15 protein-coding genes, 1 tRNA gene and 1 pseudogene are annotated in these 14,364 nt (G+C 62.2%); 6 read left to right on the top strand and 11 right to left on the bottom strand.

Annotated elements, in window-relative coordinates:
* Nucleotides 1–164 precede the first annotated feature (164 nt).
* Nucleotides 165–287, bottom strand: a pseudogene (locus tag EU800_RS16685) (integrase core domain-containing protein); the annotation flags it as partial.
* A gap of 190 nt (nt 288–477) precedes the next feature.
* Between EU800_RS16685 and trxC the strand changes: the two are divergent.
* From trxC to EU800_RS16665, 4 genes are all read left to right on the top strand, one after another.
* Nucleotides 478–924, top strand: coding sequence for a thioredoxin TrxC (trxC, locus tag EU800_RS16680; RefSeq protein WP_129634162.1), 447 nt, complete (start codon nt 478–480; stop codon nt 922–924).
* A 36-nt stretch (nt 925–960) separates the two neighbouring features.
* Nucleotides 961–1,036, top strand: a tRNA-Ala gene (locus EU800_RS16675).
* Between the two features lie 189 nt (nt 1,037–1,225).
* Nucleotides 1,226–1,999, top strand: coding sequence for a hypothetical protein (locus EU800_RS16670; RefSeq protein WP_129634161.1), 774 nt, complete (start codon nt 1,226–1,228; stop codon nt 1,997–1,999).
* Nucleotides 1,989–3,839: a hypothetical protein gene (locus EU800_RS16665; RefSeq protein WP_129634160.1), complete on the top strand. Its 1,851-nt coding sequence runs from the start codon at nt 1,989–1,991 to the stop codon at nt 3,837–3,839. The genes EU800_RS16670 and EU800_RS16665 overlap by 11 nt, the downstream gene beginning before the upstream one ends.
* Here the strand turns inward: EU800_RS16665 and EU800_RS16660 are convergent.
* The 10 genes from EU800_RS16660 to EU800_RS16615 all read right to left on the bottom strand — a co-directional run bounded on the left by EU800_RS16660 (nt 3,823) and on the right by EU800_RS16615 (nt 12,082).
* Nucleotides 3,823–4,875, bottom strand: coding sequence for a site-specific integrase (locus EU800_RS16660; protein ID WP_129634159.1), 1,053 nt, complete (start codon nt 4,873–4,875; stop codon nt 3,823–3,825). The genes EU800_RS16665 and EU800_RS16660 overlap by 17 nt on opposite strands.
* Complete coding sequence (locus EU800_RS16655; RefSeq protein WP_129634158.1) at nt 4,868–5,359, bottom strand: helix-turn-helix domain-containing protein; 492 nt, start codon at nt 5,357–5,359, stop codon at nt 4,868–4,870. The genes EU800_RS16660 and EU800_RS16655 overlap by 8 nt, the downstream gene beginning before the upstream one ends.
* Nucleotides 5,359–5,562, bottom strand: coding sequence for a DNA-binding protein (locus tag EU800_RS16650; RefSeq protein WP_129634157.1), 204 nt, complete (start codon nt 5,560–5,562; stop codon nt 5,359–5,361). Before EU800_RS16650 ends, EU800_RS16655 begins: the two co-directional genes overlap by 1 nt.
* Before the next feature lie 416 nt (nt 5,563–5,978).
* Nucleotides 5,979–6,260, bottom strand: coding sequence for a hypothetical protein (locus EU800_RS16645; RefSeq protein WP_129634156.1), 282 nt, complete (start codon nt 6,258–6,260; stop codon nt 5,979–5,981).
* Nucleotides 6,257–6,934 carry an inositol monophosphatase family protein gene (locus EU800_RS16640; RefSeq protein ID WP_129634155.1) on the bottom strand — a complete coding sequence of 226 codons (678 nt, stop codon included), beginning with the start codon at nt 6,932–6,934 and terminating at the stop codon, nt 6,257–6,259. The genes EU800_RS16645 and EU800_RS16640 overlap by 4 nt, the downstream gene beginning before the upstream one ends.
* Before the next feature lie 69 nt (nt 6,935–7,003).
* On the bottom strand, nt 7,004–7,786 hold the full coding sequence (locus EU800_RS16635; protein ID WP_129634154.1) for an SDR family oxidoreductase: 783 nt from the start codon (nt 7,784–7,786) through the stop codon (nt 7,004–7,006).
* 18 nt (nt 7,787–7,804) lie between these two features.
* Nucleotides 7,805–8,773, bottom strand: coding sequence for a sugar-binding transcriptional regulator (locus tag EU800_RS16630; protein ID WP_129634153.1), 969 nt, complete (start codon nt 8,771–8,773; stop codon nt 7,805–7,807).
* 49 nt (nt 8,774–8,822) lie between these two features.
* Nucleotides 8,823–10,295: an FGGY family carbohydrate kinase gene (locus tag EU800_RS16625; RefSeq protein WP_129634152.1), complete on the bottom strand. Its 1,473-nt coding sequence runs from the start codon at nt 10,293–10,295 to the stop codon at nt 8,823–8,825.
* A 9-nt stretch (nt 10,296–10,304) separates the two neighbouring features.
* On the bottom strand, nt 10,305–11,264 hold the full coding sequence (locus EU800_RS16620; RefSeq protein WP_129634151.1) for a transketolase family protein: 960 nt from the start codon (nt 11,262–11,264) through the stop codon (nt 10,305–10,307).
* Nucleotides 11,261–12,082: a transketolase gene (locus EU800_RS16615; RefSeq protein WP_129634150.1), complete on the bottom strand. Its 822-nt coding sequence runs from the start codon at nt 12,080–12,082 to the stop codon at nt 11,261–11,263. Before EU800_RS16615 ends, EU800_RS16620 begins: the two co-directional genes overlap by 4 nt.
* Nucleotides 12,083–12,311: 229 nt before the next feature.
* Here EU800_RS16615 and EU800_RS16610 point away from each other — a divergent pair, with 229 nt between their 5' ends.
* Nucleotides 12,312–13,286 (top strand): ABC transporter permease, encoded by a 975-nt coding sequence (locus EU800_RS16610; protein ID WP_129634149.1) that lies wholly within the window; start codon nt 12,312–12,314, stop codon nt 13,284–13,286.
* 116 nt (nt 13,287–13,402) lie between these two features.
* Nucleotides 13,403–14,338: a substrate-binding domain-containing protein gene (locus EU800_RS16605; RefSeq protein WP_129634148.1), complete on the top strand. Its 936-nt coding sequence runs from the start codon at nt 13,403–13,405 to the stop codon at nt 14,336–14,338.
* Nucleotides 14,339–14,364: the final 26 nt, after the last annotated feature.

The following is a 14,364-nucleotide window of genomic DNA, read 5'->3' as shown; positions in this document are numbered from 1 at the left end:
TGCGATCGCTGTATTGCTGCTCGGATGGCGTGCGTGGTCGTGGCGCTGCCGTGACGTACCTGTCCCATAGGGCTTCCTTCCATTCCAGCGAATGGATCGCACCATCAAACCGTGGGATCAAACACCTGGTAGTTCAAGGCCGAGTGCGGGCGTTCGGTGTTTTAGTCGGAGGCCCGGGCGGCACTCACTATCCTTGCATGGGCCAGGCTGCGGAACATGGTCTCATTGAGAAGTTCATCCCGAATCCGGCCGTTGAAACTCTCCACGAGACCGTTCTGCATCGGTTTTACGCCATCACTTTGCCTGCGAAAGCGGCAGTCCCGGGACCGGTCGCTCAGGAGCCTATCGCGGGGCGGGGTGCCGGCAGCGCCCCGATGCGGCGGCCCTGCGATATTTTCGACCTGCCGGGAATCCGGGGTTGGATTCGCCACGTCCTTTCCTATTTATGCAAAAACGTGAATATCAAGGAGATCCCGAATGAGCGGCAGTCTGAAACTGACCTGCCTCGACTGTGGCAGCGTGAACCGCGTGCCCACCGAAAAGCTCGGCGCGGGGCCGAAATGCGGCACCTGCGGAGCCAAACTGGCCGACGGCAAGGTCACGGAGCTGAGCTTTCCCGAAGCCGAGAAGGCCGCGAAGACCGACGGTCTGCCGCTCGTGGTTGATTTCTGGGCGCCGTGGTGCGGTCCCTGTCGCCAGATGGCGCCGCAATTCGCACAAGCGGCTCAAGCGCTTCGCGGCCAGGCGCGGTTCGCCAAGGTGGACACCCAGAGCCATCCCGACGCCACGGTCCGGCACAATATTCGCGGCATTCCGCTGATGATCCTGTTCCGAGACGGTCGCGAAGCCGCCCGCCTGACCGGGGCGCGCCCGGCCGCGCAGATCGAGGCGCTCGTGCGCGAAAACCTCGCGATGCCGGCTTGACAACCGGTCGTGGTTGGGTGAATTGGAAGCCCTCGTGGGGTCGTAGCTCAGTTGGGAGAGCGCGTCGTTCGCAATGACGAGGTCAGGGGTTCGATTCCCCTCGGCTCCACCAATTAAATCAAATAGTTATACAGCGTTCGTTCTGCGGCGAGATTTCGCCAGATCGCACCGGGATCGCACCGTTTGTCAGAACTGGGGTCATCTGGTGCGGCAATCCGCCCGGACCACCCAGCAGATGAGGTGACATTTCCGGTGGCGCCAACCATTCATCTGGAGTCCTCTGCAGTTGGTGGAGGAGTGAATGGGTCATATTCGGCTTGGTGTATTGCCGCAGACGCGGAAATGGCGAGAGGTCGTGGATCTTCTCCAGGCCGATGCACCCGTGGCCGACGTCGCATCTGCTGCGACGCTGGCAGCAAAAGGCGCATTGCTGAGTGCCGCGAAGGACCCGCAATTTCTTTCCATCGTTGAACTTCTGGCGGCCCTGCCGCAGGAGGCTCGCGGTCCTGCATTTCTCCGGGCGATGGCGGAGCGCGGTATAACGCAGATCGACACCGTGCCGGCCCTCCTTTCCGGAATCGCGGATTCGGTGGATGAGGATTGCCTGCGGAGCGGACATCGCTCCGACCTTGGAGAGATCGCGCTATCTTCGCTGCTCACGACCCTGTCGGACCATTTCGATCGGTCGCTGCCTGGCCTGTTCGATCCGACGCCCGCAGAGATACGCACCGCTCTCGGGCGGCTCGCTTCGGGGGAGAAGTTCGGCGCGTTTGCCCGGGGATTCTTTGCGCGGGTCGTCGACCAGACGCTCCAGTATTATCTCAGTCGGGAATTGTCGAACCACGTTGGCCCCGGCCAACGATTTGCCTCGGATGCCGACCGGCAATCTTTCGATCGCGCCCTCTTCCAGCATTCCTACGAGGCTGCCCGGATCGTCGAATCCTATGCCGGCGGATGGTATGGCAAGGCCGTCTGGCAGGGAGAGGGGCTCACCCGCGACGGCATCCGGAAGTTCACCGCTTTTTCGATGACGAAGCTGCGCGGGGAACTGGAGCGGCGGGACGATGCCGCGTGAGGTGCCCGTCCGCCTGATCGGTCCCCTGAATGCCGGGGGCAAGGACCAGCTGTCACTGGAGATCGACGGCGCGCCGATCCAGATGAGGTTCCGCATCAGCCAGCTGAGCCACAAGCTGGTGGCGGTGGTTCCGGAGGTGGTGCACGATCTCCTCGACATCGCAGCGACGGTCTATGCTGCCGACTGCCGCATCAGCCGGGGTGGGCTTGCGGGAAGCCGATGCGGCGAAGACTGGCGCCGCAAGTTTCACCTCACCGTTCCGGTGCGGTGTCGAGAGATTTGGGAGAACGAAGAGATCACGAACCTGCTGGAGGAGGTCGTCGGGTTCCTGTCCGATGATTTCTGGCGCTTCTCCTTCGCTGATTGCGAGGACTCTGGTCCGACCCAGGGCATTTTCGACTTCGGCACCGATGTCGGCTTCCAGCCCGGGCGGATTCTCATGTTTTCCGGAGGACTCGATTCCTTCGCTGGGGCGGTAGAGGAACTCGTCGAGCGAAGGGAACGGGTCGTCCTCGTCAGCCACGTCTCGGCAACGAAGATGGCTCGCGTTCAGAACAACCTCATTGATGCGTTCGACGAAGATGAACGAAAGCGCCGGCTGATGCGGGTTTCGCTGACAGCGCAGTTGGCCGATGGCAAACGTCGCGAGGGAACGCAGCGGAGCCGCTCCTTCCTTTTTGCAAGCCTTGGTCTGGCCGTGGCCGAGATGTTTGGGCTGAAGGTCGTCCATTTCTTCGAAAACGGCGTCGTCAGCCTGAACCTGCCGCCAGTGCCGCAGGTGATCGGTGCGCGGGCGACGCGGACGACACACCCGAAAGTCCTTGCCGGGCTCGGCCGCCTGTTCTCGGCATTGCTCGGGGAAAGGCGGGAGGTACGGAACCCCTATCTCTTCAGAACCAAGGGAGACGTGCTCGAGACGATCCGCCGGCTCGGCTTCGCGGACCAGATCCGCCATACACGCAGCTGCGCCGACGTTCACAACCTGAGCCGGATGCACAGCCATTGCGGGCGCTGCTCGCAATGCATCGATCGCCGCTTCGCCGTCCTGTCGCAAGGGTTGGAAGACCAGGACCCGGGGGAAGCCTATGCGCATGACTTGCTTAAAGGTGACTTGCCCGGCGTCCGCGACAGGGAAATGGCGCTGTCCTATGTCAGGAATGCCCAGTTCCTCGCGCTGGCCGATATCCCAGATTTCCAGACACGGTTTCCGGAGGTCCTGCGGGCGATCAACGACATCGGCGACCCGCCCGGCGAGGCGCTGAGACGGCTTCATGACCTGCACTGGCGGCATGGCAAGGCCGTGACATCGGTCATGAACCGAGTGCTCGGCGCCGGCAAGGACGATACGGGAGCGTATTCGCTGCCATCCCTCTATCGGGCGGCGCAGCTCGAGCAGGCCATTTCCCCGAGCATGGAAACTCCCGAACCCGAGACGTCTCCGAAACGGGTCGAGATCATCCTGAGCCCGCTGTCAGAGCAGGCAAAGATCGGGGGAACGGAAGTCCTGACCGGTGTCGCCTACCGACTGCTCGCCCGCCTTGCCGAGCCCTTCCTGCAGGCAGCGGGGCAAGGTCTGGTTCCCGAGGACTATCCCTGTCTGACCGCAGCTGAGATTGCCGACGGAGAAAACTACGCAGATGAAGGTGGCGTTCGGCGCGCGGTCCAGACGGCGCGCAGAAAGCTCGCGGCGTCCCTTGGGAAGCTCGGCCTGGAGAGCCAGGAGGTCATAGAGACCATCCCTCCCTACGGCTACCGGATCGCGCCGGACCGGGTGACCCTTCGGATTGATGACCCGGCCTCGGTCACGAAGCGGCCCAACCGGACTAAGCGTCGTCGATGACGGACGCATCCTCCGGGCCCTCCCGCATCCGTGCAATCAGTTCCACCTGGCGGCCGGGGGCGATCGAGCCGTAGTTCATGAAGGTCGTCAGCACATCCTCGTGGCCGAGGTTCTGCGACCATGCCTTGAACTCCTCAGGGGTCCTGCAGTGATCGTTGGAGAGTTGCACCAGTGTTCTTCGGATGGAATGCGGGGAATAGGGTGGGAGACCGGCGGCTTCGAATGCGCCCCGAAAGATCTTCACGACTCGGGCCGGGCTCTTCCACGGGGCGCGTTCCAGGCCGCGGCTCTCGAACCCGCCGGTCACCCCGATGCCGACGGCTGTCTTCGGGAAGACCGGGTCCGTCTGGCCCCACATGAGATCGGTGCGGAGTTCCGTGATCCAGTCCCGCAGGATCGCGACAAAGGTGTCGCCGACTGGCAGGAAGGCGACGGTAAACCGTTTGCCAAACTTGGTCTCGACGAGACGGCCGTCGAATTGAACGCAGGCATTCGTCAAGTCGACATGGCCCATCCGGACGGTCATTGCCGCCTTCTCCCGCGCGCCGGTCAGGAAGAGGAATGCCATCAGGGCGCGATCCCGGCGCTCGAGAAGCGTCTCGGACGGCATCGACAGGATGGCGTGCGCGACCTGCTCCGGCGACGGAGCGGGCTTGAAGAGCTCACCCCTCCGGGCCTGCTCACTCTTGCGGTCCGGGCTGAAATAGGCGGCGTCGGCGTGGCGGATGCGGGAGCGATACCCGGGTTGGTCGGCGAGCCAGGTCATGAAGCTTCGCAGGTCCCTCAGGATTCCGTTGATCGTAGACGCCGATCTGGGTCGGTTCCGTCCGGTCCTGTCGGACTCGAGATGCCGCTTGAATGCGAGGGCCTTCTCGCTGTGAAACTGGCGCAGGTCCTTGCCCTTGAGCCAGGCGAGATAGGTGTCGATCGATGCCGCAGCTCGGTCCACTGTCGCCTCCGAGACGCCCCTGGCCTCGCTCATCCAGGTCAGGTATTTCCGCTTGATTCTGAGGTTCGGATTGGTGCGTCTAACCATTGGCTCGCCGTGCCTCCTTCTGGGTGACAGTCAGACAGGGGGTGCTCACTCCCACTATTCCCGTCACTGCCTGCTGAACTGTCACGTCGAGAACGGCCCGAAACGCCTCAAGATCGGCACGGCCGATGATACGGTTCATCATCCGGTCGCAGGCGGGACAGATGCCTGACAGAACACCGGACGTGGCCGTCTTCATCCTGAAATCGGCCATGTGCCCGGCAGGGACTTGCGCCTGTCGGCAGGGCAGGCAGTAGATCTCGCCGATCTTGAGAGTGACGCGGTCCTTCTGCCGCCTTTTGGTGAGGAATCCCTTCAGGTCCCGGCCCTCGATCAGCCAGGGGCGCTTGCTGCAATCGGCTCTCAGACCGTGGTGCCTGATCCAGCGAATGACAGTCTGGCGGTGCAGATCGAGTGCGTCGGCTGCCTCGTAGACTGTATAGACACGATGCGTCTTGACGCGGTTTGGCGAGGGCTTTTTCGGCATCAGCGATCCCTCCGCCGGACCGGGCCAAGGGTGCTGACGTGAATATGGTCTTTCTCGTAGGCTTCCACGAATTCCAGCGGATAGATCACCCGCGCGCCGATCTTGATATATCTCGGTCCCTTACCGAGCCACCGCCACTGCTCGAGGGTTCGCGGCGACTTGTGCCAGCGACTCGCCAATTGGGTCTGAGTCAGAGCCTGCATTTGATTTCCGATGCTTTTCTCCATCGAACGCGTCGTTGCGTTCAATTTCTACGCATCAGAGTCGGATGTTTCGGACCGAATTGATGTGGCAGCAGGGCGGCACCGGCGTATCCGCGGCGCTCGCCAAGTTGTTGAAATTGCTGTGCCGAAGGTGGTTTGGTGTATCCTTTGGTCATCTCTGTCGTGTTGTACCAACGGCCTTTCCGGGTGATTCTACAGGGGGGCTCCCAGACTTTCCGATCTCTGACTCACTGCTGTTGAGGCATGAGGGAGCCAGGCGTGTCGGCATCAGTGGCGATCATGCGAACGGACCTAGCGGCAACGGAGTTTAGGCGGGCTCCCGCCGCGGGTCCCATCGCGTGGATTGCTACCTCCCCGACCCCGCGCGGGCAGCGAGCAAATTCTTAAATCGTGGCCTAGGTCGGCAGCCACTGCCGGAACTTGCGGTAGGTAGACACTGTCTCGGTCAATCGGTCAAAGGCTAGCAGCGCCGCGTCGTTGGCCACCGAGAGTGGCGCAAGGTGTGGGCCGGTCAGGATTGCCTGTTCGATGAGGGGCCACGGCAGGGCCGTCCTGATCATCCTGCCGTGCGGATGGCCGTCGGCTGGGTTGGCCTGGCTTGCGCTCTCTGCCAGCGCTTCCGCCTCGTCCAGCAGATCGCTGGGGACGCCCGCGACCTCGGCGAGCCAGAACATCATCGGGCTGCACTTGAGGCGGCTCCACACCAGCTTGGCATCGACCTCCGCAGAGTCCTGCCCCAACATGCGTGCCTGGCAATCCTGCACGACGGTCCAGCCCAGCCAGTGCTCACGCTGTGACCGATACGGTAAATCGCTCCCGACGAGAGAAGATGCGAGACAATTCGCGGGTTACATTCGGGTGAAGCCCGAAAGCTGAATCCGAATGCCAGAATTGCACCTTTTGGAGTTGCGGTGTTCGACACAGAGATGGGCTTGCCATTCAGCCAGCTGCCGCCCCCACGGTGTGCGGCGAACATCTCGTCGAGATTGGGGTCATAGACCACGCCGACTTCTGGCTGGCCATCGACGACGAAACCGGCCGATAGGCACCAGAACGGTATGTTGCGCACAAAGTTCGTGGTTCCGTCGATCGGGTCCACAATCCAGGTCGCGGCACAGTGGGCGCCGCCAAGTTCCTCGCCGAGGAAACCGTCGGCGGGGAAGCGCTCGGCCAGACGCACGCGTATGAAATTTTCCGTTTCGCGATCTACCTCGGACACGAATTCATGCATGCCCTTTTCGTGGACGGTGAAGGAGCTGGTGCGGAACCGCTCAAGCGCGATCCGCCCGGCTTTGCGCAGCACCGATTCCGCCGTCTGGCGGCGCAGCAGCCGATCCGTTTGGGTCAGCATGAAAACCCCGTGTCAGATATGGATGTCTGCGCCCCCGGTGGCGCCCGGACCGGAGGCGCGTCGTGACGGTCACGACATGATCAGGCCGCCATCGACGTTGACTGTCTGGCCGGTGATGTAGTCGGCGTCCTCGCTGGCAAGGAACGCGACGAGGCCGGCAACATCCTTGCCAACGCCGGCGCGTTTCATCGGAATGTTCTGCACCCATTCGGCCATCAATTCGCCCGGGCCGTAGTCGCCCAGCATCTTCCCCCAGACGCGATCGTTGTAGTCCCACATCTCGCTGTAGATGATGCCCGGGCAGATCGCGTTGACGGTGATCTTCTCCAGCGCCACTTCCTTGGCAAGGCTCTGCGTCAGCCCCATCACGCCGAACTTCGATGCCGCGTAATGCGGTGTATAGATGAAACCTTCGCGCGCCTGGCCCGAGGCGGTGTTGACCAGCTTGCCTCCACGGTCATGCTTGCGAATGCGCTTGATGGCTTCCTGGCAGCACAGGAAACAGCCGGTCGTGTTGACCGCAAGGGTCTTGTTCCACTCCTCGAGGGTCACCTCTTCCAGCTTGGAGATATAGATGACGCCAGCATTCTGGATCGAGATATCGATACTTCCGAACGCCTCTTCGGAGGCATCGTAGAGCTTCACCACCTGAGCGGGGTCCGTCACGTCGCACAGTACCGGAAGGGTCGCGCCGCCGTCCTTGGCAAGTTCGGCCGCAGCTTCCTTAACCTGATCTTCGTAGGAGGCAATGACAACGTTCGCGCCTTCGACGAGAAAACGCTCGGCGATTGCATATCCGATACCCTTGTTGCCACCGGTCACGACAACCGTCTTGCCTTCGAACCTTCTCATTCCCCAATCTCCTCTTTCTCAGGGTGTGGTGTTCCACGCTTCCAGGAGGCGGCGCGCGGTGAATTCGTCGGTGACGAGCACGTCGATCGTGCCAGTCCGAAGCGCGCCGCGAATTGCGTCGGTCTTGGCCGCGCCGCCCGCAAGCGCGATCACCCGGTCGACCTTGGCCAGGGCTTCCATCGGCATGCCGATCACCCGGTCGTCGAGCGGCGTCTTCACCACGTTGCCGTCGATGTCGAAGAACCGCAGGCTCATGTCGCCGATCGCCCCGGCATCTGTATGTTCGGTCAGTTCGTTGGGTGTGAAGATATTGCCGCTGCGGGCGAGCATAGAGGATGGCTCGATTGCGCCGATACCGACGATGGCCAGCGTGATCTTGCTGAAAAGCTCCATGGTCTCACGCACATAGGTGTCGCCGAGGAGCACGAGTTTGGCCTCCCGCGACGGCGCAACTCCTGGGGCGGACAGCAGGCGCGGTTCGGCGCCGGTCAGTCTTGCCAGCCGCGTAGTGAGCTGGGTGGCGTGGGTCTGGACCGACGGATTTCCCATGCCGCCGAGGGTCTGGACGACGTACTTCACCCTGCCCGCGGACATCGGGTGGATGTTGTCAACCATCTTCAGAATGGTTTCGCTCCAGCTCGAGACACCGATGATTTCGCCCGATTGCAGTGTCGCCTCGAGGAAGTGCGCGCCTGCCTCGCCGATCCGCGCCATGATCGAGGCCGGGCTGTCCTCGGCGCATTCCACTACAATGGCCTCCGGCAGGCCGAATTTCTCGCGTATCCCCTTCTCCAGCTCGGGAAATGTGCCGGAGGGGGCGACGATGGTCGTTCGCACGATCTCCTCCTCCTGCGCCTTCTTGAGCATGCGCGAGACCGTAGCCTGGGACATTCGGAGATGCTGGGCGATCTCCGCCTGCCTGCGACCCTCCAAGTGGTACATCTGCGCCACCCGGGTAATCAGTCTGAGTTCGTTGACACGTGCCACGTGGACACTCCTCGTTCGGGATTGGACCCGGTTGTCCTACCGCGAATAATTATTCGGTGCCAAGAGTTGCGCGGGCTACCGCCGCTCGCCAAGTCGCCAGTGCCGAAATCCGCTCTTTGGCCGGCAGCGTCGGCGCGAACCCCTTGCTGTGCGCGGACAGGGCGCCGACCGTTTCCAAGTCCGGCCAGAACCCGGTGGCCAGCCCCGCAAGAAAGGCAGCGCCGAGCGCTGATGCCTCGGCGCTCTCGCCGCCGATAACCGGATGATCGATGTAGTCGGCGACCATTCCCATCAGGTATGGATTGCGGCTGGGACCACCGTCCACGAAAAGCCGGCCGATCCCAGCGGTCGAGTTCTGCTCGACGATCTCGAAGACATCGGCGACCTGGAAGGCCATACTCTCCGCAGCGGCCCGCGCGATATGGGCCTTGCCGGTGTTGAAGGAGAGCCCGCAGATCAGGCCGCGCGCCTCGGCGTTCCAATGCGGCGAACCGAGCCCGACATGCGCCGGAACCAGCATGACGCCGAGCGTGCTTTCGACGGTCTGCGCAAGGTCGAGCAGCGTCGTGACATCCGATTGCCCCAGCAGCTCGGCCGTCCAAGGAAGGATCGACGCGCTGACAAGGATATTGCCCTCGAACGCGAATGTCGGCGTGCCGTTCAGCGACCAGGCGATGGTCGTGGTGACGCCCTTGGGAGGAATGATGAAGTCCGGCAGCGTAGTCATGACCGACGACCCGGTGCCGAAGGTGACCTTGCCATCGCCGAGGCCAAAAGCGCCATGACCAAAGAGTGCCCCGTGCGAGTCGCCGATCGCCGAGGCGACCGGCAACCCGTCAGGCAAACCGTCCACGCCCGAGGTAAGGGCGAAGACGTGGGAGGAATCGTGGACGTTGGCAAGTGCGTTCATCGGCACGCCGAAGATACCGCAGAGCGTTTCGTCCCAGCGGCCCTCGGAGATGTTGTAGAGCTGGGTGCGCGCGGCGTTGGAGGCGTCGCAAGCATGCACCTTGCCGCCGGAGAAGTTCCAGATCAGCCAGGAATCGACCGTTCCGATGCAGATATCTTCTGGCGTCTTGCCGGCACAGTGATTTTCGAGCAGCCAGGCGACCTTGGTGGCTGGAAACAAAGGGTCGATCGGCAAGCCGGTGCGGGCGATCACGTCTTCTTCCATTCCGGCCACCCTGAGGGCTTCACAGGCGGCGGCGGTCCGCCGGCATTGCCAGGTCACCAGCGGGCCAAGCGGCGCGCCGGACTTCCTGTCCCAGGTCATGATCGACTCGCGCTGGTTGGAGATGCCAATGGCGGCGATCTCGATCTCCGGCCCCGCGGCCAGGCAGTCCCGAATCGCCGCGATGGTGCTCGTCCAGACCTGCCTGGCATCCTGCTCGACCCAGCCCGACCGGGGGTGCTTCGTCTCGACCGGGCAGGAGCCGCGTGCCACGATCTCCCCCGACTCGAGCACAAGGATGGCCTTGCTGTTGGTCGTGCCTTCGTCGATGGCCAGAACTGCCCGCTTCATCGTGCCCTCCTACGCTTTCCGTTCGATTAGATCTCTGGCGGCTGCGGCGATCCCGTCGGGCGACATCCCGAACTCGTCCAGGAGGAAATTCGCGCTTCCTGTCGGAGGGAAGATACCGGGCACGCCGAGGCGCTTCATCAGCACCGGACGCGTCTCCACCACGACCTCTGCCACGGCGCTGCCGAGCCCACCAAAGATCGTGTGCTCCTCGCAGGTCACGATCGCACCGGTCTCCTCGGCGGCCTTCACGATCGCCTCATCGTCGATCGGACGGACGCTGGCCATATTGAGTACGCGCGCCTCAACGCCTGCGCCTGCGAGCTTTTCGGCCGCAAGCATTGCGCGGTGGGTCAGCACGCCATTGGCAATGATCGTGACATCAACACCGTCGCGCAGTGTGTCTGCCTTGCCGAGTTCGAACTTGTGGTTGTCGGGCAGCAATTGCGGCACGCCTACACGGCTCAACCGCAGGAATATCGGACCCTTGAACTCTGCCGCGAAGGCGACGGCCGCGGCCGTCTCGGCATTGTCGCAAGGCGCCACGACGGCCACATTAGGGATCGCCCGCACCCAGGCGAAGTCTTCGGTCGAATGATGGGTCGGGCCAAGTTCCCCGTAGGCCATGCCAGAACTGATTCCGACGAGTTTCACATTGGTGTCGGAATAGGCGACGTCCGCCTTGATCTGTTCCAGAGCCCGGGCGGTCAGAAAGCAGGCGGCGCCGCAGACGAACGGGATCTTGCCTCCATTGGCGAGGCCCGCGCCGGCGCCGACAAGCGCCTGTTCGGCAATGCCGACATTGATCAGACGCTCGGGGAAGCGGTCGCGAAATCCGGTGAGCTTGGAGGAGCCGACTGAGTCGTTGCACACAGCTACGATGCGGTTGTTTTCGGCGGCCATCGCTTCGAGCGTGGCCGTGAAGGCATCGCGGCAGTCGTAGAGCTTCGGCTCGCTGGTTGCGGCGTTCATTGGGCAGCCTCCTCAAGCTCGGCCATTGCCTGTTTGTATTGCTCGGCATTCGGCACCTTGTGGTGCCAGGCGACATTGTCGGACATGAATGAGATGCCCTGGCCCTTGTTGGTGTGTGCCACGATGGCCTTTGGCTTGTGGGGTTCCACTTTGTCGGGCGACAGCGCGGCGACGATCTGGTCCATGTCGTGGCCATCGATCTCCTCGACGACCCAGCCAAAGGCTTCGAGCTTCGGCGCAAATGGGGCGAGGTTGTTTGTCTCGGCCAGCCGCGCGCCTTGTTGCAAGCGATTATGATCGATGATCAGCGTCAGGTTGTCGAGCTTGTACTGGGCGGCGGAGGCGATCGCCTCCCAGTTGCTGCCTTCCTGCATCTCACCATCGCCGGTCACAACATAGGTGCGCCAGGAGGCGCCGCTCAGCTTCGCGGCAATGGCCATGCCCACACCCACCGGCAAGCCATGGCCGAGAGGGCCGGTATTGGTCTCCACCCCGGGGACCTTGGTCCGGTTAGGATGTCCGTTAAGGCGCGAATGCGGCTTGAGAAAGGTGGCGACCTCCTCCTTCGGGATGAATCCTTTCTCGGCGAGCGTCACATAGAGCGCACAGGCGGTGTGGCCCTTGCTGAGCACGAATCGGTCGCGGTTCGGATCGAGCGGGTTCGTGGGATCGACATTCAGGACCCTGAAATACAGTGCAGTGAGGATGTCAGAGACAGACATCTCGCCACCGATATGGCCCGCGCCCGCTTCGAAGACGGCCTGGAGATCGCGACGGCGGATCTGGTTCGCCATGCGTCGAAGGTCTTGGGTGTCCATACTGGCTCTCCATGCATAAAAATTCCTTATTCATTAGAATTGCAGTTTAGGACGAAAGTCAAGCGAGATGTGTGGCCCTTTTGGCTAATTGTTCGCAACTTCGCCCTCCCAGAGTTTTAAGTGAAAAAGGCTTTGAAGTTGTGGGGAAGAAAATGTTTGACTGCCTGGGCACTTCAGGATACGAATGTTGCATCACTAGTGTATAAATATACACAGATTAGGGGGAATCATGACTTCGATTGCCAAAGACGGCTCGGTGAAACCTTCTGTGGCGAGCCTGTTCTCCTTGAGCGGGGCGACCGGGCCATTGATCGGTCTGCTGGTTCTCTGCGCCTTCCTCTCATTCGCGTCGGACTCATTCCTGTCGTTTCGGAACTTCCTGAATGTCATGGATCAGGTCACCGTGCTCGGGATCATGGCGGTCGGGATGACTTTCGTTATTCTGATTGGCGGCATCGACCTCTCAGTCGGATCAGTGCTCGCACTGTCGATGATGGTTCTGGGCTATCTCAACGTCGAGGCAGGAATGCCCATGAGCATCGCAATCTGCGGGGCGCTGGCTGCGGCAGCAATCTGCGGCGCGGCGTCCGGAGCGATGGTCACCACATTCGGTGTCCCGCCCTTTATCGCGACGCTTGCCATGATGTCGATTGCGCGCGGCCTTGCCAACATGATCACCAATGGCTCGCAGATCATTGGCTTCCCGGCCTGGTTCAACATGTCGGCCATCATTCGCTATGGCGGTTTTCTTACGATGACGGTCGCAGTGATGCTGGCCGTGTTCGCGATTGCCTTCGTGTTCCTGCGCTACCGCGAGGGCGGTCGGTCGCTCTATGCCATCGGCGGCAACCCGGAAGTGGCGCGCCTCGCCGGAATCAACGTGAAACGCACGACGGTTATGGTGTACGTGGCTTCGGCGCTTCTTTCAGGCCTTGCCGGCGTTCTTCTCGCGGCGCGCCTGGACTCCGTCCAGCCGAGTTCCGGCGTGGCTTATGAACTCGACGCCATCGCTGCGGTCGTCATCGGCGGAACAAGCCTGTCGGGCGGCACCGGTGGCGTCGTCGGCACCGTAATCGGGGTTCTGATCATCGGCGTGTTGCGCAACGGCCTGAACCTGCTGAGCGTCTCTCCCTTCCTGCAGGCCGTGATCATCGGTCTGGTCATCGTTCTGGCCGTCGCCGCCGAAACCTTCAAGCGCCGGTAGGACAAAGTCGTCAGGGAGGCGGGCCTCGCCCGCTTCCCCGCTTAACGGTCCGCATTGTCGGACTTCAACGGGTCCAAAATGATACTGTGGACCATTCCAATGAGGAGGAGTTACTCATGAAAACCACGCTAAAGGCCCTGCTCGCTGCGACAGTCGTCGCATCGATTGCCGGAATAGCCGGTGCGGAGGAGGTCAAGAAGATCGGCCTTGCGGTCCCGAACTTGCAGGCCGACTTCTTTAACCAGATCAAGCTGGGTGTCGAGAACTACGGCAAGGAACTGGGTATCGAGGTCATTGTTGCAGACGCCAAGAACGACACCGCCACCCAGGTGAGCCAGGTTCAGGACTTCATGACCCAGGGCATCGACGCGTTCATCTACATCCCCGCTGGCGCTGCAGCGGCCGCAGTTCCGACGCGCCTGGCGCGTGCCGAGGGTATCCCGGTCATCAACGTGGACCGCTTCCCTGAAGGCGAGCCCGGCGATACCTTCATCGCCGGCGAAAGCATCGAGTCCGCCTACCAAGTCTGCGACCACATTATCAAGCTGGCCGGCGGCGAAGGCAAGATGGCCATCATCCACGGACAGAAAGGCACCACTCCGGAGGTGCTCCGCTTCGAGGGCTGCGAACGCGCCATCAAGGAGAACCCCGGCGTAGAATTGGTCACCCAGCAATGGAGCCAGATGTGGTCGCCGGATGAAGGCTTCTCGATCGCCCAGAACATGCTCCAGGCACATCCCGACCTCAAGATCATCTTCGGCCAGGCCGACGGCCTTGCTATGGGCGCGGCCAAGGCAACCGACGTTGCCGGTCTTTCCAATCAGGTCATCATCGGCGGTTATGACGGCGACGTCGCTGCGCTCGAATACCTCGCGAAATGCGAAGGTCCCTTCGTCGTGACCGCGACGCAGAGCACGCAGCTCATGGGTCGCCTCGCGGTGGATTCCGCGATCAAGGTCGCCGCCGGCGAAAGCGTTCCCGAACGTCAGACACCGAACGCCGTGCTCACGACCTGCGAAGACGCACCGAAATACGTCGAGCAGCACCCGTAAACGGCCCAAGTCCAGCACCGTAGCAC

Source organism: Tropicimonas sp. IMCC6043, assembly GCF_004146235.1.
In the GTDB taxonomy this organism is placed as follows: domain Bacteria; phylum Pseudomonadota; class Alphaproteobacteria; order Rhodobacterales; family Rhodobacteraceae; genus Tropicimonas.
Note: the sequence above shows the minus strand (reverse complement) of the source record. Positions and strands in the feature narration are given on the sequence as shown.